Raw genomic sequence first — 18,980 nt, 5'->3', positions numbered from 1 at the left:
TCCTCCGTCTGGTCGGGAGGAGATCATCGCCCCGTCAGGATGTCCCGACATCCCCGTTTTCGGGGAGAAGGGCCATGCAGGCGCTGACGACGGCCGTGCGCCCCTTGCAGCCCGTCTTCTGGTAGAGCGCCTTGAGATGGCTGCGCACCGTTTCCGGCGAGATGCCGAGCGCGCGGGCGATGTCCTGGTCGCGCTTGCCCCGGCAGAGCTGGCTGAGCACGTCGGCCTCGCGCGCCGTCAGCCGGTGCTGCTCGACGAAACGCGGATCGACCAGCCAGGCCGGTTTGTCCCGCTCCTGCGCGCGCATCGCGCGTTCGGCGAACAATTCGCCGACGATCTGCAGCATCTGCACGTCCACCCGGTCGAAATTGCCGGATTTGCGCGCCCTCCAGATTCGCAGGTCGCCGCGATGCGATCCGCCCTGCGCGCGGGGAAGGCAGGCGTGGAAGTTCATCCCGTGCGTCAATCCGTCGACGGCCAGGAAGTCGTTGAAGAACTCGGTGCGCTCCAGCGCCGGCTGGGCCATGACCTCGTTCACATGCACGGCCTTGCCGGCGCGGCGCATGCGCGAGGTGATCGGGTCGTGGAACTGGTAATAGGCCTGGTAGGCGCCGATATTGTCGGCGCTCATGTTGATCGCGATGGCGTCGTCGTCGGTTCCGGCGAGGTCGTTATAGACGAAGGACGCGAAATAGTCGGCGCCGAAGAGGTCGAGCAGACGGTAGCCGAGCCGCTCGCGCATCTCGGCGAGGGGAGCCGGATCGTTCAGCGTGCGGACGACCGCATGCAGCTTGGCAACCTGGCGCGCCGGAATCGATAGGCCCATCGCATTCCTCCTCCATGAAGGATGCGACACTGTCATGGGCCTGTCAAACGTCGGAGGGGCGGCCCCGGTCGCCTTGACAAATCGCATCACCCATGCGCTTTTCCGCGCGATTTCCCCCACCCAAGATTGTGGCGCCCGGGAGCGCCGAAGCTGACAAAGGCAGACATCAATGCATCGTTATCGTAGCCACACCTGCGGGGCTCTGCGCAAAGCGGACGCAGGCTCGACCGTCCGGATCTCCGGTTGGGTCCATCGCGTGCGCGACCATGGCGGCGTTCTGTTCATCGATCTGCGCGATCACTACGGCGTCACCCAGGTGGTCGCCGACCCCGATTCCGCCTGCTTCGCCACCGCCGAGAAGGTACGCGGCGAGTGGGTCGTCCGCGTCGACGGCGAGGTCAAGCCGCGCAGCGATGCGACGGTCAACACGAACCTCCCGACCGGCGAGATCGAAGTCTTCGCGCGTGAGATGGAAGTGCTGTCCGAAGCGGCCGAATTGCCGCTGCCGGTCTTCGGCGAGCCGGACTATCCGGAGGACATCCGCCTCAAATACCGCTTCCTGGACCTGCGCCGCGAGACGCTTCACCGCAACATCGTCACGCGCACGAAGGTCATCTCGTCGATGCGCAACCGCATGGGCGATGCGGGCTTCACCGAGTTCCAGACGCCGATCCTGACCGCGTCCTCGCCGGAAGGCGCGCGCGACTTCCTGGTGCCGTCGCGCATCCATCCGGGCAATTTCTACGCGCTGCCGCAGGCACCGCAGCAGTACAAGCAGTTGCTGATGGTCTCCGGCTTCGACCGCTACTTCCAGATCGCGCCGTGCTTCCGCGACGAGGACCCGCGCGCCGACCGCCTGCCGGGCGAGTTCTACCAGCTCGACCTGGAAATGAGCTTCGTCGAGCAGGAAGACGTCTTCGCAGCGATGGAGCCGGTCATGCGCGGCATCTTCGAGGAGTTCGCCGAAGGCAAGCCGGTGACGCAGGAATTCCCGCGCATCCCCTATGACGAGGCGATCCTGAAATACGGCACCGACAAGCCGGACCTCAGAAACCCGATCGTCATGGAAGACGTGTCGGAGCATTTCCGCGGCTCCGGCTTCAAGGTCTTCGCCAACATCCTCGCCAACGATCCGCGCGGCGCCGTCTGGGCCGTTCCCGCGCCGACCGGCGGCAGCCGTGCGTTCTGCGACCGCATGAACTCCTGGGCGCAGGGCCAGGGCCAGCCCGGCCTCGGCTACATCTTCTGGCGCGAGGAAAACGGCCAGGTCGAGGGCGCAGGCCCGATTGCCAAGAACATCGGACCGGAACGCACCGAGGCGATCCGCCTGCAGCTCGGCCTGAAGCCCGGCGACGCCTGCTTCTTCGCTGCCGGCGATCCGCGCAAGTTCGCGGGCTTCGCGGGCGATGCCCGCACCCGCGCCGGCGAGGAACTCGACCTCGTCGACCGCGACCGCTTCGCGCTCGCCTGGATCGTCGACTTCCCGTTCTACGAATGGGACGAAGAGGAGAAGAAAGTCGATTTCGGCCACAACCCCTTCACCATGCCGCGCGGCGGCCTGGGTGCGCTGGAAAACGAGGATCCGCTCAACATCAAGGCCTGGCAGTACGACCTGGTCTGCAACGGCTTCGAGATCGCGTCCGGCGGTATCCGTAACCACCTGCCGGAAGTCATGATCAAGGCCTTCGGCATCGTCGGCCTCGACGCGGAGGTGGTCGAGGAGCGCTTCGGCGGCCTCTATCGCGCCTTCCATTACGGCGCGCCGCCGCATGGCGGCATGGCGGCCGGCGTCGACCGCATCGTCATGCTGCTGGTCGGTGCGAAGAACCTGCGCGAAGTCACGCTGTTCCCGATGAACCAGCAGGCCGCCGACCTTCTGATGGGCGCCCCGGCGCCCGCGACGCCCGCGCAGCTGCGCGAGCTCGAACTGCGGGTGACGCCGCAGAAGAAGGACTGAGGCCGGCAATGAGAACGAAGAAGGCGGAACGCTCGTGACGATCCGCCTTCTCGTCACCGGCTTCGAGCCGTTCCCGGGCGCGCCGGTCAACCCGACGGCCCACCTGATCCGGCACTTTCAAGACAATCCGCCTGCGTCGCTTGCGCCGGTCGAGAGCCGGTTCGCCGTCCTTCCGGTCGATTATGCGCGCACCGTTCCCGCGCTGGAGGAGGCTGTCGCCGGCTTCGAGCCCGACGTCGCCGTGCATTTCGGTCTGTCAGGCCGTGCGGCGGGGTTTCGGCTGGAGCGGCTGGCGCGCAACGAGATCGCGTCCGGCGTTCCCGACAATGCGGGAACGCGTCCGCAGGCGTCGGTCATCCGCGAAGGCGGCGATCATGTCGCCTCGTCCCTGCCGCTCGATCGCATCTTTTCGGCGCTGGAGGCGGAAGGCCACACCGTGGAGTGGTCGGACGATGCCGGCGGCTATCTGTGCAATTACGTGTTCTACCACTCGTCGGCCGGGCTGTGCCGCGGCGTGCGCGCGAGGTTGAGCGGCTTCGTCCATGTCGGTCACGTCGCGCTGCCGGGCGTGCCGGCGGATCAGGCGGTGATGGACTTCAGGAATTTCGCGCAAGGCGCTGAATTGATTCTTCAAACCTGCCTCGTGGAGGCGCGGGGCGAGTGAACCCCACCCGACGGTTGCCGGGTGAGGTGAAGGTCTGACGACCCTATTCGTTGGCCGTCACGGTGACGCCGAGCACGCCGATCAGCGATTGCGGCGCGGTCATCACCGCGCCGACGATCTGCGCGACCGGGACCGGGTTCGCCGGCGCAGCCGCCACTTTCAGCGAGCCCGGATCTTCCAGGAACGCGCTGACGGCCGCCGCGACGCTGGCCGCGAATTCCGGGTTCTGCAGCTGGCCCAGCGCGAAGGGCAGGGCGCCCTTGGCCTGCGCGATGATGCTCTCGCGATTTGTGCCCTGCTGCTTGGCGACGAAATCGAGGATCCGGCCGGTGGCCGAATCGTCGACGATCTCGATCGTCACATTGCCGATCTGCACCTGCTGCGCCAGGCCGAGCATCGCCAGGCCCATCGCCTCGTCGCTCTGGTTCTGCATCTCGACGTTCAGCTTCTGCAATCCGTCCATCAGCTCCATGGTGTAGCCGCCGATCGCGAGACCGATATTCAGGGTCGCCGCTTCGTCGATGACGACGGCGTTGTCCATCGACAGGTCGCCGGACGCCGCGTTCCAGCTTCCGTCGCCGGTCATGCGGCCGGTCAGCTTGCTGTAGCCGAGTTCGGCCATGGCGGCGCTGGTCTTCGGATCGTCGACCTGCGTGAAATCGACGGTGAAGTCCTTGATCTCCATGTCGTAGTCCATCGTGCCGCCCGGCTCGTAGGGGCTCATGGAGGCCTGCGCGCCTTCCAGCGTGAAGACGGTGTTGGAGCCTTTCGACACGGCAAAGCCGCCGACCTGGATGGCCCGGTAGACGCCGCCCTTGAGCACCGGATCGGTCTCGTCCGGCCCGGCGAGGTAATAGCCCTCGATCGAACCGCCTTCGAAGGCGAAGGTGAACCCGTCCTGTTCGGTGGTGAAGGCGGGTGCGGCGACCCGGCCGATGATGAAGGCGCCGTTCGGGCCTTCGGCCACGTCCTCGAGCAGGACCTGGTCGAGCTTGACGCCCTTGTCGTCGCCCGGTCCGGCAAATGACACGCCTGACAGCAGCACGTCGTCACCGCCACGCAATTCGGCCGAGTCGACGTTGATTTCCACGCCCTGGACGGCGAACTGGCGCTGCACGCTTTCCAGCACGGCTTCGGCGCTGACGTCGGCGAAAGCGTCGGAGACGAACGAGAGCGCGATGGCGCTCGCCGCGGCGGACGTGATCAGTCTGCGATGGGGTGTCATTGAGGTTCCTCTTTGAAACGATAAAGGCGCGAACCTTCTACGTTGGTTTTCGGGGCTGTAGTGTGACAAACACCACATTCGGTGACCGGCGTCCACATGCCGTGTTCACTGTTTGGTTACCCGTTGCTGAAGGCCATGGGCGTGAGCCGCGAGAGGTCGCGGAGCCCCAGGACCTCCTGCACTTGACCGCGCGCGGCGATTTTCCCAAAGCCCGGGCTGCGAATACGACCGAGGGGAAATGCGATGACGGCGTTGTATGTGACCGGATGCGGTCGCGGGATCGGATTGGAGCTGGCGCGCCAGGCGCTCGCCAGGGGCTGGCAGGTCTCCGGCTCCGTCAGGACCGCCGACGCGGCGGCGCGCCTGCGGGCCGAACTGCCGGGCCTCGGCGACATCGACGTCTTCGACGTGACCGATCCGGCAGCGCTCGCAAGGGCAGCCGAATCACGTGACGACCCCATCGACATCCTGATCAACAATGCCGGCATCATCGGGCCGCAGCGCCAGTCGACGCTGGACATGGACGTCGACGGTTTCGCTCACACGCTCGCCGTCAACACCATCGCGCCCTTGCGTGTCGTCCAGGCGTTCCTGCCGCGCCTGCGCCGCGCCGACACTCCGCGCGTCCTGACGATCTCGTCGGCCATGGGCCGCATGGCCTACGCGGCGTCGGACCGCATCGCCTATCGGGCCTCCAAGGCCGCGGTCAACAAGGTCATGCAGGGCCTCGCCACCGACCTTCAGCCCGAAGGCGTCGCCGTCCGGCTCCTGCATCCCGGCTGGGTGCGCACCGACATGGGCGGGGCACATGCCGATATCGCGCCGCAGGAGAGTGCCGCAGGCATTCTGCACATTGCCGACAGCACGACGATGGCCGATACAGGCACTTTCGTGAACTGGGACGGCTCGACCGTCCCCTGGTGACACACAGGAGCCCATCGGCATGGCGATCCCGCAGATCATTCCGTCGCAGAAACTCAACGGCACGGTGGACGGCCTGTTCATGGCGACGGGCGAGGATTTCGTCTCCGCGCCGGTCGATGCGCTGCAGCTGACCTATGAGGGCATCGCCGGCGATCTGCATGCCGGGCTGACCCGCAACTCGGGCAGCCGCGAGCCGTGGTATGCGCGCGGCACCGAGATGCGCAACGAACGCCAGGTGACCATCCTGTCGCGCGACGAACTGGCCGAAGCGGCGAAAGAGATGGCGGTGGACGCGATCGAGCCGGAATGGATCGGCGGCAACATGACGCTCACCGGCATCCCGATGCTCTCGCTTCTTCCGGCCGCCACGCTGCTGTTCTTCGAGGGCGGCGTCACGCTCAAGGTCGATTTCCAGAACGGGCCCTGCAAGTTCTCTGGCGCGTCGATCGCCCGCCATGTCGGCCGTCCGGACGACGCCGCGCTGGCGCTCGCCTTCGTGCCCGCCGCCAAGCGCCGCCGAGGCCTTCTCGCCTGGGTCGAGAAGCCGGGCACCATCGCGATGGGCGAAAAGGTCCAGGCGCGCCTGCCCGAGCAGTGGATCTACTCCGCCTGATCCTCCACCGGATCGGGCAGGCCGGCTTCCGTCTCGGTGCCGTCGAGCAGCCGGGTCGATTGCCAGCGTGACAGCACGGCGTTGATGTCGTCCATCACGAAGTGCCGCGCCGCGTCGCGGTCGTAGCCGTCATCCATCAGCTGGTCATAGTCGGTGTGGACGTGCCGGATATGGGCGACCAGCGACAGCCAGACCGCAACGGAGGCGGGCAGGGCGCGCAGGTGGCGCTGCGCGGCGAGTTGCTTGACCTCCTCGGCCTCGTTGAAGGGGATCATCGGCACCAGCCGCCTGAGCGCCTTGGTGGTTTCCGTCTGTCGTTTCGTCGCCATGAGAAGTCGGGGTCTGGATGCGGGCTGTGAATGTCGGCTCTGTTTCCGTCAGGGAGCGTCTTGCCAGTGGTCCGAAAATGATATAAACATATCTTTATATCCTTTCGGAGAGAGTATGAGCACGCCCGACTTCCACCTTGATACGATGGTCGATCTGTTGAAGACCATAGCCGAACCCACCCGGCTTCGTATCCTGAAATTGCTGGCCGAGGGCGACCTGACGGTCTCCGAGCTGACCACGATCCTCGGTCAGTCGCAGCCGCGCGTCTCCCGGCATCTCAAGCTGATGCTCGATTCGCGGCTGATCAAGCGCCAGCAGGAAGGCTCTTGGGCGCTGTTCCGGCTGAGCCGCGACGCCGCCGGCGACGTGCTCGTGCAGGAACTGCTCGGCCGCATCGACCAGACCGACGAGACCATCCGCAAGGATTCCGAACGGCTTCTCGAGGTCAAGGCGCTCCGCCGCGAGAAGGCCTCGCGCTACTTCACCCGCAACGCGGCGAGCTGGGACGAGATCCGCTCCCACCACGTCGCCGACGAACTGGTGGAGGAGGCGCTGTCGGCGCTGATCGGCGACAAGCCGGTGCGCTACATGCTCGATCTGGGCACCGGCACCGGCCGGCTGCTCGAGCTCTTCGCCGACCTCTACCAATACGGCATCGGCATCGATTCCAACCGCGACATGCTCAATGTCGCCCGCGCCAATCTGGATGCGGCGGGCGTGCGCAACGCCGAGGTGCGCCTCGGCGACGTCTACAACCTGCCGATCCCGCGCGACGGCTTCGATCTGGTGACGATCCACCAGGTCCTCCACTATCTCGACGATCCGTCGGCGGCCATCCGGCAGGCGGCGCGCGCGCTGCGCCCCGGCGGCCGGCTCGTCATCGTCGATTTCGCTCCCCATCATCTCGATCTCCTGCGCGAGGAACATGCGCATCAGCGCCTGGGCTTTGCCGACGCGGATATCGAGGGATGGTTCGAGAAGGCGGAACTGGAACCCGTCCAGTCCCGTGCGCTCGCCGCCGGCAAGGTCGACCCCGACCAGCTGACGGTGAAGATCTGGGTCGCGCGCGACCCGCGTGTCGAGATCGCAGAAGAAGATCAGTCAACTCAATCCCCTCTGGAGTATGTGGCATGAGGCATTCCGTCAAACGGATCGCAAATGGTTGCGGAGCCGGTCCGGATATCCGCGTTTCCTTCGAATTCTTTCCGCCGAAGAATGCGCAGATGGAGGCGACCCTCGGCGACACGATCGCCCGCCTCAGCCCGCTGGAGCCGAATTTCGTTTCGGTGACCTATGGCGCCGGCGGCTCGACCCGCGACACCACCCGCAAGACGCTGCAGAGCGTGCTGGCGACCGGCAACACGCCGGCTGCCGCGCACATCACCTGCGTCGATTCCACCCGCGAGGAGGTCGATACCGTCATTCGCGATTTCGCGGCACTCGGCATCCGCCGCTTCGTGGCGCTGCGCGGCGACCCGTCCGGCGGCGTCGGCACGCGCTACCAGCCGCATCCCGAGGGCTACCAGAACGCCGCCCATCTCGTGGCCGGCATCAAGGCCTTCGGCGATTTCGACATCTCTGTGGCGGCCTATCCGGAGCGTCACCCGGAAAGCCCGGATCTGGCGACCGATCTCGACATGCTCAAGCGCAAAGTCGACAACGGCGCGACCCGCGCGATCACCCAGTTCTTCTTCGACAACGACGCCTATGAGCGTTACGTCGAGCGGGTGCGCAGGGCAGGGATCTACATCCCGATCGTCCCCGGCATCGTCCCGATCCACAATTTCGGCGCCGTGCGCAATTTCGCGTCCAAATGCGGCGCGAGCGTCCCGGCCTGGCTGGCGGATCGCTTCGAGGGTCTGGAGAACGACCCGCACACCCATGCGCTGGTTGCGGCAGCCGTCGCCGCCGAGCAGGTGTTCGACCTGGTCGATCGTGGCGTCAACGACTTCCACTTCTACACGATGAACCGGCCCGATCTCGTCTTCGCCGTCTGCCGTCTGATCGGCATCCGCGAAACCGCACAGGCCCAGCTTCACGCCGCCTGACCGGCGCGTCGCCTCGCTTCATTCAAGGCCCGGGTCGCCGCAAGGCGGCCCGGGCTTTTTGTGTTGTGTCAGGGAGCGGCCTCGTCGCCGCGACGCGTCCTGCTCAGGGCAGGACTCCGAAAACCAGGGCGCAAAGAAATACGAACGCTGCGCAGACCATCATGACGTTGATTGAACGTGTCAGTCCCATAGCAAGCCTCCTTGCTTTGAGCTTCTGAATCTATGCGGATCATACGAAGGTACAAGTCAAAAACCATGCTGCGCCGCGAAAAGCGTTGACTCGCTTTGCGAGCCGTTCGGGCTAAACATGCCTTCGCGCTACGCTTTTTTCATTGACCATTTCCGTGAAAAAATCGTCCACAGCCCTGTGAACGACGCGGCGAAGCGGGATGTCCGGACCCGAAACGCGTCACGTCGCCAGCCGTGTTTCCAGCCAGTTTGCGGCCTGCAGGGCCTGTTTGTCGCGCCCGAAACGGCCGATCACCTGTACGCCGAGCGGCATTCCGGCCGAATCGGTCAGGCCCGGCACGTTGACGCAGGGCACGCCCGTCAGCGTCCACACCTTGTTGAACAGGGCGGTGCCCGTCGTGTCGCGGTCGCGTGGCGCGACCCCCGTTGCGGACGGCGCGAGAAGTACGTCGACCTCGTCGAACAGCCGCGTCGCCGCCTTGCGCGCGTGACGGGCCCTGCGGCGCGCCTCGTCATAGGCCTGCGGCAGGATCGCGCGTCCTTCCTCAAGCGTCTCGCGCAGCGTCGGGCTGAGCGCGTCGGCGTGGTACGCGAGTTCATGCGCCATTGAGATGGCGGCCTCGTAGCCCTGGATGACGGCGTGCACCTCGCGGCCGCGGCGGATTTCCTCCGGCTCGGCGATCTCGACGATCGAGGCGCCCGACGCACGCGCGATGTCGGCGGCCTGGGCAACCGCGGCGAGCATGTCGGGGGAGGCCTGGTCGTCGACAGCGCTGCGGTAAAGGCCGATGCGCGGCGCGTCGTCGAGATCGTCGGCCGTGAGGTCGCGGCCGCAGAGAAGTGCGGCGAACAGCGCCACGTCCCTGGCGCTGGCCGCGAAGAAGCCCGTGGTGTCCAGCGTCCAGGCGAAGGTCTTCATGCCGCCGCTCGGAAACAGCCGGAAGCTCGGCTTGAAGCCCGAAACTCCGCAAAATGACGCCGGCCGGACGACCGAGCCACCCGTCTGGGTGCCGATGGCCGCCGGGATCATGCCGGCGGCGACCGCGGCGGCCGATCCCGAAGACGAGCCGCCGGGCGTATGCGCCGGATCGTGCGGATTGGCCGTGCGGCTCGCTTTCATGAACGCGAATTCGGTCGTCACCGTCTTGCCGATGACATAGGCCCCGCGTGCCCGGGTCATGGCGACGACCGGCGCGTCCGCGCGCGGCTGATAGCCGTGGTACAAGGGCGAGCCATAGGTGGTCGGCATGTCGTAGCTGTCGAAGATGTCCTTCACGCCCACGGCGATGCCGGCGAGCGGCCCCTCGCTGGCGATGGGCCCGTACACCGGACTGACGGCCTCGAAGGCCTGGATTTCGCCGTCGCGTTCGTCGATCAGGGCGCGGCTGCGCGTGATGGCGGCCTCGGCGCTGTCGCGGCCGGCGGCGATGTCTTCCAGGATTTTGGATACGGACAGCACGATTTTCCTCCCTTTGCGCTGGAACGCGAACTCTGCTCTAACCACATCTCACGGCTCCACGGAAGAAACGGAACTGCTCGCATGGAACGTTTTGCCACGGCGCGCGATGCCGCCCTGAAGCTCCGGCCGGACGTGCCCGTCTACTGTTTTCGACCGAAGGTGCTGCGCGAGGACGCGCGCGCCTTCAAGGCGCTGTTTCCCGGCACGACCGCCTATGCGGTCAAGACGAATGGCGAGCCGATGGTCATCCGCGCGCTGGTCGAGGCCGGCATCGACGTCTTCGATGTCGCGTCCCCGGCCGAGTTCGAGGCGGTCCGCGACATCGCTCCGACGGCAGAACTTCTCTACATGCACCCGGTCAAGGCGCAGTCGGACATCCGGCTCGCGCTGGAGCGCTACGGCATCCGCGTCCTCGTCGTCGATCATGAGGACGAGGTGGCGAAGATCCTGCGCATCGCCCGCGCCCTCGACATCGACCACACGACGATGACGGTCTTCGTGCGCATCGCCACCAAGGGCCACGCCGCCTACGAATTGTCGAAGAAGTTCGGCGCCGCGCCCGGCCATGCCGTGGAACTGCTGCAGCGGCTGCACGGCATCGGCTTTCGCACCGGCCTGTGTTTCCATGTCGGCAGCCAGGTCGAGGATCCGGTGACCTATGAGCGGGCGCTGGCGTCCGCCGACTGGGTGCGAAACCGGGCGGGCGTGCCGCTGGCCGGGCTCGACGTCGGCGGCGGCTTTCCGGCCGAGTATGGTCACGATCCGAAGAGCCATGCGCCAGAGCCGGTGCCGCTGGAGGAGATCATGGGCAATCTGCGCGGCGCGGTGGAGGAGTGGGGCTTCTTCGACCTGCCGCTCGTCGCCGAGCCGGGGCGCGTCATCGTCGCGCGCGCCTTCTCGCTCATCGTGCGCGTGCTCCTGCGCAAGGGCAGGCGGCTCTACATCAATGACGGCATCTGGGCGTCGCTGTCGGACAGCTGGACCGGCAAGATCACCCTGCCTGCGCGCTTCATTCCCGATCCGAACCTGCGCCGCCGCAACGGTGATCCGGAAAAGATCGTGCCCTTCAAGGTCTGCGGCGCGACCTGCGATTCGGTCGACATCCTGACCCGGCCCTTCCACCTGCCCGAGACGGTCGACACGGGCGACTGGATCGAGATCGGCCATATCGGCGCCTATTCCATGGCGCTGCGCACGCGGTTCAACGGGTTCTACCCCGACACCTTCGTCGAGGTGGACGAGCCCTTCGACGCCGGCGACGCGCCGGAGAGCTTCGCCAGCCTCGAAACCATGGCGGACTGAGCCGTGGCCGCGGGCAAGGGGCCGTCGCTCGTCCTTCTGCTGCTCGCCGTGTTCGGCGCCATGTCGCTCTGGTTCGTGTCCGCAGCCATCCTGCCGGGCATGAACGCGGAATTCCCGATCTCGCCGTTCCGCCAGGCCGCGCTGTCCAGCGCCGTGCAGCTCGGATTCGTCGTCGGAGCGCTGATCTCCGCCATATTGGGCATCGCCGACCGACACGACCCCCGCCGCCTCCTCGGCATCTGTGCGGTACTGGCCGGGGTGGTGAACCTGACGCTTCTGGCATCGACGCCGGGAAGCGCGGCGGCGATCGCGGCGCGCGGGCTCACCGGCGCACTGCTGGCCGGCGTCTATCCCGTCGGCATGAAGATCGCGGTCGGCTGGGGGGAGAAGGATCGCGGCTTCATCGTCGGCTCCTTCGTCGGCGCGCTGATCCTCGGTTCGGCCGCCCCGCATCTCTTCGCGCTGAGCGGCGGCACCGACTGGCGTCCGACCGTCGTGATCGCATCGGTCGTCGCCATCGCCGGCGGCCTGCTCGCCCAGATGGTCGGCCTCGGCCCGCATCACGCCCAGTCGAAGCGCTTCGATCCGCGCGCCGTCGTCACCGCCTGGACCAATCGTCGCGTCCGGCTCGCCTATGCGGGCTACTTCGGCCACATGTGGGAACTCTACGCCATGTGGGCCTGGATCGCCGTCATCGCCGCGCTCTCCTATGGCGCCCACATGTCCGAGGAGCGAGCCGTGACGCTCGCGGCGATCACCGCCTTCGTCTCGATCGCGGCCGGCGCGGTGACGAGCATGATCGCCGGCAGGCGCGCCGACAGGATCGGCAAGGCCAGCGTCGCGCTTGCCGCGATGGTGGTGAGCGGCGTCTGCGCGGTGCTGACGGCGTTGACCTTTGGCGGGCCGGTATGGCTCACCTTCACCGTCATCGTCCTCTGGGGTGCCTCGATCAGCCCCGATTCCGCACAATTTTCCGCGCTCGTCGCCGACAATGCGCCGGCCGACCAGGCGGGCAGCCTGATGACGCTGCAGACCGCGCTCGGCTTCGCGCTCACCTTCGTCACGGTCCAGGCGACGCCGGTTCTGGCCGCATGGTGGGGCTGGCCGGCGGTCATGGCGATCATGGCGCTCGGACCGCTCTTCGGCATCGTGGCGATGGCGCGCCTCAACGCAATGGGCGTGCCCGCCCGTAACCCCTGAATCCGCGGCGCCGGGACGCTTCAACTTGTCCCATTGATCGCGTTCACAAGCGGCGTAGGCTTCGGCATGCCGGAAGCAGGAGCCGCTTCATGCCGAAACTAGTACGCTTCGTCCTCATCAACAGCATCATCGGCATCGCGATCGGCTGGCTGATCGCCGCGGGCATGGTGCATTTCAACATCGGCAATCTGGGCGAACTGATCGCCCACACCGATCACAAGGCAGCCGCCATCGCGCTGCTCGGCCTGACCTTCGGGATCACCTTCGGCTTCGCCTATCTGGCGACCGCCGTCATGCTGATCCCGACCGGCAAGGACGATTTCGACAAGCTCTGAGCCGCTTTACGCTTCAGAGCGCGTTCAGCAGCCGCACCGTCGGCCAGGCGTCAGCCGGCAAGCCGACGCGCTTCTGCTCCTCGCGCACCGCCGCGCGCGTGCCGGCGCCCAGGATGCCGTCGATTTCGCCGACGTCGAAGCCGTCCGCGGTCAACTTCTGCTGCAGAGACTTCATCTGCGGCTGGTTCAGGCCCGGTTCCGGATTGCCCTCGTCGAAGATCGGCGCGCCGCCGAGGCGGGTCGCGAAATAGGCGGCCGTCAGCACATAGGTCAGAGACTGGTTCCATTCCAGGAAGACGTGGAAGTTCGGATAGGCCATGAAGGCCGGTCCCTTGTGGCCCATCGGCAGGATCAGGTGAGCCTCGTTGCTCGGCGGAAGCGTGCCGTTTCGCGCCGAGACGCCGCGCGCCTGCCATTCCGAGACGGGCAGCGCCTTGTGCAGGCCGGCGTCGTACCATTCCATCTGCGCCGGCACGCGCACCTCGATCAGCCACGGCTCGTTGGCGCGCCATCCAAGCGAACTCAGGAAGTTGGCGGCGGTCATGATCGCGTCCGGCGCCGAGGTCTTGAGCTGCACCTGTCCGTCGCCGTCGCCGTCGCGCCCCTTGGTCAGGTAGTCGTCGGGCAGCACCTGCACCATGCCTATCTCTCCGGCCCAGGCCCCGGTGATGCCGCGCGGCACGACGCCCAGGTCGATCAGCCGCGCCAGCGAGATCAACTGCGGCCTGAAGAGTTCCGGCCGGCGGCAGTCATGCGCCAGCGTCGCGATGGAGTTCAGCGTGTTGAAATCGCCCTGGTAGCCGCCGAAATCGGTCTCCAGGCCCCAGAAGGCGGTGATCACCTCCGGCGCGACGCCGTATTCCGAGCGCGCCCGCTGGAAGGTCGAGGCGTATTGCTTCAGCTTCGAGCGGCCGACATCCATGCGGTTCTGCGAGATCAGCTTGCGCGCGAAGGTGGCGAAATCCAGCGTGAAGACGCCCTGGGCGCGGTCGCGCTTGAGCACGGCCGGGTCGACGCTGGCCGAGGCGATCGCCCTGAGGCCGGCATCGCCGACCCCCGCCGCGCGCGCTTCAGCGAGCATGCCCTCCAGCCAGGCGCTGAAGCTCCCGCCGCAGGGGGCCTGCGCTTGAGCCTGCGCCAGGCCGGTGAACGCGGTCAGCGCCGCTGCGGCCAGTAGGATGCGTGCCTGGTTTCTCATGCTCATGGGGTCTCCTCGCGAATTTTGGGGTTGGGGTCAGACCTTGTTGGCGGAAAGCCACCGGCGCCACTGTTGGGCACTGCCGGCGAAGACGTTGATGTCGGTCCTGGCGTCGATGCCCGGCACCACGCCGGTGCCGGTATATTGCCAGAAGGTCCAGTCGGCGTCCGGGTCGATGACCCGCGGATGCGCCTTGACCGAGCGCAGCCACAGCGTCTCGCGCCCGAAATGGCCGTCGATGTTCTGTTCGTGGAATTCGGGCGTCGTGTAGATCACCGGCCGGATGCCGTAATGCTTGCGGATCGCGTCGATGAAGACGCGCATCTCGGCGCGCACCGTCTCGGGCGCAGGGCGCGTCGTGCAGGTCGGCGAATGCGCGTTCCACTCCATGTCGAGGACCGGCGGAAGCATGCCGCGCTCCTTCGGCACGTTGCGGATGAACCAGCGCGCCTGCTCGATGGCCGGCCGGCAGAAATAGAAGAAATGATAGGCGCCGCGGGGAATGCCGGCGGCCTTGGTCTGGCGCAGGTTGTCCTGCAAGCGCTCGTCGACATGGTCGCCGCCCTCGGTCGCCTTGATGAAGGCGAAGGCGATGCCGGCGTTCTTCACCGCGCCCCAGTCGATGTCGCCCTGGTATTTCGACACGTCGACGCCGTGCACCGCGTAACCATGCGGCGCGCCGCCCTCGAAGGCGTCCACCGGCTCGGTGTCGACGAAGCGCGGAGCGGCCAGCGGCACGACCGCGTCGGCGAAATCGATCGAGCCCGACGAGCATCCCGCCAGGACAAGCGCGGCTGCAGCGATTGCGATGCGACCGAAATGCGAAGGCACTGATTCGACCCTTTCCCGTCCCCGCGTCCTTCTAGCGCATATGATTGTGGCCGTCATGGCGCGGACGGACGAGTGAAACAAATTCTGGCCCTTGCGCGCCGCGCGGCGGCCGGGGCACGGTCCGGAACCGTCGAGACGGTTGACGGGAGCGCCACTGCGCGACTAGCTCACCGTGATGAGAGTGAACAGGGGCGGGGCGTTCATGAGGATCGTCAAGGGTGTCGTTTTGGGTCTGGCGGTCGTCGTGATCGCCCTGGTCGGCTGGCTTTACGTCGCGCCGCCGGAACTGATCCGCGTCGGATCGGGCTACTCGGCGAAAATCGTGTGTTCGAATGCCTTTCTCGCGGATCGTGATCCGCAGCAGGTGCTGGAGGTCGACGTTCAGGCGCCGGGCCATCCGCTTCTGCGGCTGATGCGCGTGTCGGTGGACCGCACCGCCGGCGTCGTGCGCGCCGGCCTTCTGGGCCAATTCGGCCGCGGCCTCGCGATCCATCGCCCGGGCCTCGGCTGCGCCGCCGTCCCCGACGGCGACATCGAGGCCGCCCGCGCGCAGCCGGCACTGCCGGCCGCCGAGACGTCGGAACCGGGAGACGGGCTCTGGCCCGAGGGCGAGACCGTCGATCCGGTCGAGGACACCGAACTCTACGCCGTCCTCAACGACGAGGCGCTGACCGGCCCCGGCATGCGCGCCGTCGTCGTGGTCCGGGACGGGCGCGTCATCGGCGAGCGCTATGGCGAGGGGTTCGACGAGGACACGCCGCTGCTCGGATGGTCGATGACCAAGACCGTCACCTCGATGCTCATCGGCCGGCTCGTGCGCGAAGGCGCCATGACGCTGGACGAGGCCGGCCTGTTCGAGGGCTGGACCGACGGTCGCGGCGCGATCACGGTCGCCGACATGCTCGGCATGGCCAGCGATCTGGCCTGGAACGAGGGCTACGGCTCGGTCTCCGACGTGACCCGCATGCTCTATCTGGAGCCGGACATGGCCGGCTTCGCCGCCTCCAACCCGCTCGACGCGACCACGCCCGGCGGCGTCGGCGCGGTGTTCAACTACTCGTCCGGTACCACGGTCATGCTGTCGCGGGTCTGGCAGGACGCGTTCGACGACCGCACCGAGGCGCTGGCGTTCCCGCGCCAGGCGCTGTTCGAGCCGCTCGGCATGCGCTCCGCCGTCTTCGAGACCGACGCGCGCGGCACCTATGTCGGCTCGTCCTATCTCTACGCAACGGCGCGCGACTGGGCGCGCCTGGGGCAGTTCCTGCTGCAGCGCGGGGTCTGGAACGGCCGTTCGATGCTGCCGGTCGGCTATGTCGACTGGATGGTCGAGCCGCATCCCGCCTCCAACGGTGAATATGGTCGCGGCCATGTCTGGCGGCGCGCCTCGAACGCCTGGCTGCCGGGCGACAACCCCGAACTGCCCGCCGAGGCGTTCTTCATGTCCGGCCATGACGGGCAATCCGTGTCGATCATTCCGTCGGAAAGGCTGGTGGTGGTGCGGATGGGGCTGACGCCGACCGACCGGCTCTACAAGCCGGCCTTCCTCGTCCAGGCGCTGATCGAAACGCTCAACCGGCCTGAATAGGGATCACTTCGACCGCAGGCCGGTCTCCACCAGCATGCCGCGCGCCTTGGCGACGTAGTAGTAGCCGGCCGAATAGAGATAGACCGCCCGGTCTTCCGACCCGTCGGCCAGCATCCACGCGCCGCGCAGATACTTCACGCCATATTTGAGATTGGTCTCGGCGTCGTAGAGGCCCGCCGGCGAACCGCGATAGCCCATGGTGCGCGCGGTTTCCGGCTTGATCTGCATCAGGCCGTAATGACCGCCGTTCTGGGCGCGCGGATTGTAGGTGCTCTCGCGCTTGACGACGCGATGCACCAGCTTCTCCGGCACGCGATATTCGCGCGAGTAGCGCGCGATCATCCGGTCGATCGCCGCGCGCGAGCTGGAGACGGCGGGCTTGGACGGCGCCGCATAGGCCATTTCCACCACCGGCTCGGAGTCGAGCGCCTGCTCCTCCGTGAGCGACAGGCCCGCGGCGATGGCCGGCGTGACCGAAAGCGTCTCGACCACGCTGGTCGCGGAACATCCCGCCAGCGCGGTCATGCAGAAAACCGCGGCGATCGCGGGCAGGGGATGGGCAGTCGCCATGGGCTGGATCCAGAAATGTCCGTGTCGTCAGGCCTTATAGCCTTTCTGGCTCCTTCAGGGCAAAGAAGGCGGAATCAGGGCAGGGCCTGCGGATTCCCGCGTCGGCGAGGGGATTTGCTGGCCGACTACCTGAGGATTTTCTCCATGGCCTTGCCCTTGGCCAGTTCGTCGATCAGCTTGTCCAGATAGCGGACCTGCTGCACCACCGGGTCCTCGATCTCCTCCACCCGGATGCCGCAGATGACGCCCTTGATGAGCGAACTGTTCGGATGGATGCGTGGGGCCTGGGCAAAGAACGTCTCGAAGTCGCTCTCCCCCTCGATCTCCCTTTCGAGCGCCGCATCGTCGTAGCCGGTCAGCCAGCGGATGATCTCGTCGACCTCCGCCCTGGTCTTGCCCTTCCGTTCGGCCTTCTGGACATACATCGGATAGACCTTGGAGAATTTCATCTCCCGAATGTTCATTCTCGGCATGTCTCGCCTCCGGTTCGCTCGTCTCTCTTACGCGCGCTCTATTCCCCCAGATACCCCACGGCGTCGGCGTGGTCACGATCACCGCTTCGCCAAAGTCCGCGACGCGACGAAGCCGACAGTGGCGTTCATTTGTCGACTGACTGGAATGGGGCCGGGAGCGTCGGGCGTACAGTCACAGCTTCGGATTGGCGCTATGCTGCGTCGCTTAGCCCAAGATCGAAGCTCTCGTTCTGCGCGGGGCGGCTAGCAATGCCGCATCGCAGTTCACGGACACGCAGAAGGCGCTCATCATTATTCAGCGTGAGGACAGTACGCCTTTGGCATAGATGCCGCGAAAAGCCGAAATCAGCCGAGCAGCCCACTTCGATTGGTAGAGTGAGGATGCCAGCATACTCCTCACTTCACATAAAAGTAGACGCTAACAGTTCGCGCCTCGGGCTGCGTTTCCGCGATGGGATGACCGCGAAGGACCCGAGGAGGTCGTTGAATCCTTGGTTCTAGATTGCACCGTACCAGAAAGTTATCAAAAATACTCTTCATGTACTCTGCCCGTAGAAGGGGCAAGTCGTCGTTGCTATAGGGGTCCGGTATTGCAAATTTTTCTGTTGCTCGATCATAGATCTCATGCTGGGTCAGATCATTCGCAATTGGCGGGTGAGCTAGAATTTCATCAAAATGGGCGCGTGGATCCAACGACCGCGAGAAATTCGGTCCCGCTCTGTCTGCCGCACCAATCACGAGCAACTCGAATGACCAATCACTGCCAGCGAACGAATCGTATAAATACAAGATTCCTCTGACTATTCCCTCCAAAGCCCTCTCGTGTAGTCCAATCTCAAATTTGACTTCTGACTTCCCCACCCCGGCAGACACGTCAACGCCATCCATGAAGTTAGCCCTGGCTTTCCGTTCTTCGATGATAAACTGCTTCGCCAAATGGCACAGATGATTTCCGAGAGCCTCCGGTTCTATCGCAGAACTTGCGATGGTATAATCACCGGGAAAAAACAATTGCGGCTCGCCTGAGTTAGTGATGGGTGCCATCCTGACTACGAAGGGATCGGAGTCTCCATCGAAGATGGGGGATCCAACCTCCGTAAACTCGATCTGGGGCAGTAGCCTTCCCAGATTGTCGATGACTTGCCTTCTGTGCTCTAGGCTTAGATTCTGTGCGTGCGCAATCGCTGGCATGGCAATTGCCATCAGAGCCAAGAATACCGGTCTCATTGAACGATTCTCCATGCATCCATT

General features: G+C 65.9%; 19 protein-coding genes. 10 read left to right on the top strand and 9 right to left on the bottom strand.

Annotated features, from left to right (window positions below; genetic code table 11):
• Positions 1-34: 34 nt before the first annotated feature.
• Positions 35-826 (bottom strand): helix-turn-helix transcriptional regulator, encoded by a 792-nt coding sequence (locus tag MRY80_RS19220; protein WP_293292680.1) that lies wholly within the window; start codon positions 824-826, stop codon positions 35-37.
• A gap of 169 nt (positions 827-995) precedes the next feature.
• Between MRY80_RS19220 and aspS the strand changes: the two genes are divergently transcribed.
• Positions 996-2,783 carry an aspartate--tRNA ligase gene (gene aspS, locus MRY80_RS19215; protein ID WP_293292679.1) on the top strand — a complete coding sequence of 596 codons (1,788 nt, stop codon included), beginning with the start codon at positions 996-998 and terminating at the stop codon, positions 2,781-2,783.
• Positions 2,784-2,817: 34 nt separating this feature from the next.
• A complete protein-coding gene (locus MRY80_RS19210; protein ID WP_293292678.1) occupies positions 2,818-3,447 on the top strand; it encodes a hypothetical protein in 630 nt (209 codons plus the stop codon).
• A 43-nt stretch (positions 3,448-3,490) separates the two neighbouring features.
• Here MRY80_RS19210 and MRY80_RS19205 read toward each other — a convergent pair whose 3' ends face one another.
• Positions 3,491-4,672: a hypothetical protein gene (locus MRY80_RS19205; protein WP_293292677.1), complete on the bottom strand. Its 1,182-nt coding sequence runs from the start codon at positions 4,670-4,672 to the stop codon at positions 3,491-3,493.
• Between the two features lie 243 nt (positions 4,673-4,915).
• Here MRY80_RS19205 and MRY80_RS19200 point away from each other — a divergent pair, with 243 nt between their 5' ends.
• Positions 4,916-5,596 carry an SDR family oxidoreductase gene (locus MRY80_RS19200; RefSeq protein WP_293292676.1) on the top strand — a complete coding sequence of 227 codons (681 nt, stop codon included), beginning with the start codon at positions 4,916-4,918 and terminating at the stop codon, positions 5,594-5,596.
• Positions 5,597-5,615: 19 nt separating this feature from the next.
• Entirely contained in the window at positions 5,616-6,209 is a 594-nt protein-coding gene (locus MRY80_RS19195) for a molybdenum cofactor sulfurase (protein ID WP_293292675.1), read from the top strand.
• Here MRY80_RS19195 and MRY80_RS19190 read toward each other — a convergent pair.
• Positions 6,197-6,538 (bottom strand): DUF2293 domain-containing protein, encoded by a 342-nt coding sequence (locus MRY80_RS19190; RefSeq protein WP_293292674.1) that lies wholly within the window; start codon positions 6,536-6,538, stop codon positions 6,197-6,199. The genes MRY80_RS19195 and MRY80_RS19190 overlap by 13 nt on opposite strands.
• Positions 6,539-6,653: 115 nt before the next feature.
• Here MRY80_RS19190 and MRY80_RS19185 point away from each other — a divergent pair, with 115 nt between their 5' ends.
• Together MRY80_RS19185 and metF are read left to right on the top strand one after the other, a co-directional pair.
• Complete coding sequence (locus MRY80_RS19185) at positions 6,654-7,673, top strand: metalloregulator ArsR/SmtB family transcription factor (RefSeq protein WP_293292673.1); 1,020 nt, start codon at positions 6,654-6,656, stop codon at positions 7,671-7,673.
• A complete protein-coding gene (metF, locus tag MRY80_RS19180; RefSeq protein ID WP_293292672.1) occupies positions 7,670-8,587 on the top strand; it encodes a methylenetetrahydrofolate reductase [NAD(P)H] in 918 nt (305 codons plus the stop codon). Before MRY80_RS19185 ends, metF begins: the two co-directional genes overlap by 4 nt.
• A 409-nt stretch (positions 8,588-8,996) precedes the next feature.
• Here metF and MRY80_RS19175 read toward each other — a convergent pair whose 3' ends face one another.
• Positions 8,997-10,235: an amidase gene (locus tag MRY80_RS19175; protein ID WP_293292671.1), complete on the bottom strand. Its 1,239-nt coding sequence runs from the start codon at positions 10,233-10,235 to the stop codon at positions 8,997-8,999.
• An 81-nt stretch (positions 10,236-10,316) separates the two neighbouring features.
• On the opposite strand from MRY80_RS19175, the gene MRY80_RS19170 reads away from it, so the two are divergent.
• The 3 genes from MRY80_RS19170 to MRY80_RS19160 all read left to right on the top strand — a co-directional run bounded on the left by MRY80_RS19170 (position 10,317) and on the right by MRY80_RS19160 (position 13,072).
• Positions 10,317-11,537 (top strand): alanine racemase, encoded by a 1,221-nt coding sequence (locus tag MRY80_RS19170; protein ID WP_293292670.1) that lies wholly within the window; start codon positions 10,317-10,319, stop codon positions 11,535-11,537.
• Positions 11,538-11,540: 3 nt separating this feature from the next.
• Entirely contained in the window at positions 11,541-12,737 is a 1,197-nt protein-coding gene (locus MRY80_RS19165) for an MFS transporter (RefSeq protein ID WP_293292669.1), read from the top strand.
• Positions 12,738-12,826: 89 nt separating this feature from the next.
• Positions 12,827-13,072: a hypothetical protein gene (locus tag MRY80_RS19160; RefSeq protein WP_293292668.1), complete on the top strand. Its 246-nt coding sequence runs from the start codon at positions 12,827-12,829 to the stop codon at positions 13,070-13,072.
• Between the two features lie 13 nt (positions 13,073-13,085).
• On the opposite strand, the gene MRY80_RS19155 is transcribed toward MRY80_RS19160, so the two are convergent.
• Positions 13,086-14,276 carry a lytic murein transglycosylase gene (locus MRY80_RS19155; protein ID WP_293292667.1) on the bottom strand — a complete coding sequence of 397 codons (1,191 nt, stop codon included), beginning with the start codon at positions 14,274-14,276 and terminating at the stop codon, positions 13,086-13,088.
• Positions 14,277-14,306: 30 nt separating this feature from the next.
• Positions 14,307-15,101 (bottom strand): GH25 family lysozyme, encoded by a 795-nt coding sequence (locus MRY80_RS19150; RefSeq protein ID WP_293292666.1) that lies wholly within the window; start codon positions 15,099-15,101, stop codon positions 14,307-14,309.
• A 202-nt stretch (positions 15,102-15,303) separates the two neighbouring features.
• Between MRY80_RS19150 and MRY80_RS19145 the strand changes: the two genes are divergently transcribed.
• Positions 15,304-16,686, top strand: coding sequence for a serine hydrolase (locus MRY80_RS19145; protein ID WP_293292665.1), 1,383 nt, complete (start codon positions 15,304-15,306; stop codon positions 16,684-16,686).
• Positions 16,687-16,689: 3 nt separating this feature from the next.
• Here MRY80_RS19145 and MRY80_RS19140 read toward each other — a convergent pair whose 3' ends face one another.
• The 3 genes from MRY80_RS19140 to MRY80_RS19130 form a co-directional block, all read right to left on the bottom strand.
• Positions 16,690-17,256, bottom strand: coding sequence for a lytic transglycosylase domain-containing protein (locus tag MRY80_RS19140; protein WP_293292664.1), 567 nt, complete (start codon positions 17,254-17,256; stop codon positions 16,690-16,692).
• A gap of 125 nt (positions 17,257-17,381) precedes the next feature.
• Positions 17,382-17,729 carry a DUF2200 domain-containing protein gene (locus tag MRY80_RS19135; protein WP_293292663.1) on the bottom strand — a complete coding sequence of 116 codons (348 nt, stop codon included), beginning with the start codon at positions 17,727-17,729 and terminating at the stop codon, positions 17,382-17,384.
• A 396-nt stretch (positions 17,730-18,125) separates the two neighbouring features.
• Positions 18,126-18,956: a hypothetical protein gene (locus MRY80_RS19130; protein ID WP_293292662.1), complete on the bottom strand. Its 831-nt coding sequence runs from the start codon at positions 18,954-18,956 to the stop codon at positions 18,126-18,128.
• Positions 18,957-18,980: the final 24 nt, after the last annotated feature.

Source organism: Oricola sp. (genome assembly GCF_022763245.1).
Classification (GTDB): Bacteria; Pseudomonadota; Alphaproteobacteria; order Rhizobiales; family Rhizobiaceae; genus Oricola.
This window is presented reverse-complemented; position numbering and strand designations above follow the sequence as displayed.

Coding starts and splice junctions, on each gene's coding strand:
- MRY80_RS19220 (WP_293292680.1), bottom strand. CDS start 826: ATGGGCCTATCGATTCCGGCGCGCCAGGTTGCCAAGCTGCATGCGGTC.
- MRY80_RS19140 (WP_293292664.1), bottom strand. CDS start 17,256: ATGGCGACTGCCCATCCCCTGCCCGCGATCGCCGCGGTTTTCTGCATG.
- MRY80_RS19205 (WP_293292677.1), bottom strand. CDS start 4,672: ATGACACCCCATCGCAGACTGATCACGTCCGCCGCGGCGAGCGCCATC.
- MRY80_RS19155 (WP_293292667.1), bottom strand. CDS start 14,276: ATGAGCATGAGAAACCAGGCACGCATCCTACTGGCCGCAGCGGCGCTG.
- MRY80_RS19200 (WP_293292676.1), top strand. CDS start 4,916: ATGACGGCGTTGTATGTGACCGGATGCGGTCGCGGGATCGGATTGGAG.
- MRY80_RS19185 (WP_293292673.1), top strand. CDS start 6,654: ATGAGCACGCCCGACTTCCACCTTGATACGATGGTCGATCTGTTGAAG.
- MRY80_RS19160 (WP_293292668.1), top strand. CDS start 12,827: ATGCCGAAACTAGTACGCTTCGTCCTCATCAACAGCATCATCGGCATC.
- MRY80_RS19135 (WP_293292663.1), bottom strand. CDS start 17,729: ATGCCGAGAATGAACATTCGGGAGATGAAATTCTCCAAGGTCTATCCG.
- MRY80_RS19130 (WP_293292662.1), bottom strand. CDS start 18,956: ATGAGACCGGTATTCTTGGCTCTGATGGCAATTGCCATGCCAGCGATT.
- MRY80_RS19170 (WP_293292670.1), top strand. CDS start 10,317: ATGGAACGTTTTGCCACGGCGCGCGATGCCGCCCTGAAGCTCCGGCCG.
- aspS (WP_293292679.1), top strand. CDS start 996: ATGCATCGTTATCGTAGCCACACCTGCGGGGCTCTGCGCAAAGCGGAC.
- MRY80_RS19195 (WP_293292675.1), top strand. CDS start 5,616: ATGGCGATCCCGCAGATCATTCCGTCGCAGAAACTCAACGGCACGGTG.
- MRY80_RS19190 (WP_293292674.1), bottom strand. CDS start 6,538: ATGGCGACGAAACGACAGACGGAAACCACCAAGGCGCTCAGGCGGCTG.
- metF (WP_293292672.1), top strand. CDS start 7,670: ATGAGGCATTCCGTCAAACGGATCGCAAATGGTTGCGGAGCCGGTCCG.
- MRY80_RS19145 (WP_293292665.1), top strand. CDS start 15,304: ATGAGGATCGTCAAGGGTGTCGTTTTGGGTCTGGCGGTCGTCGTGATC.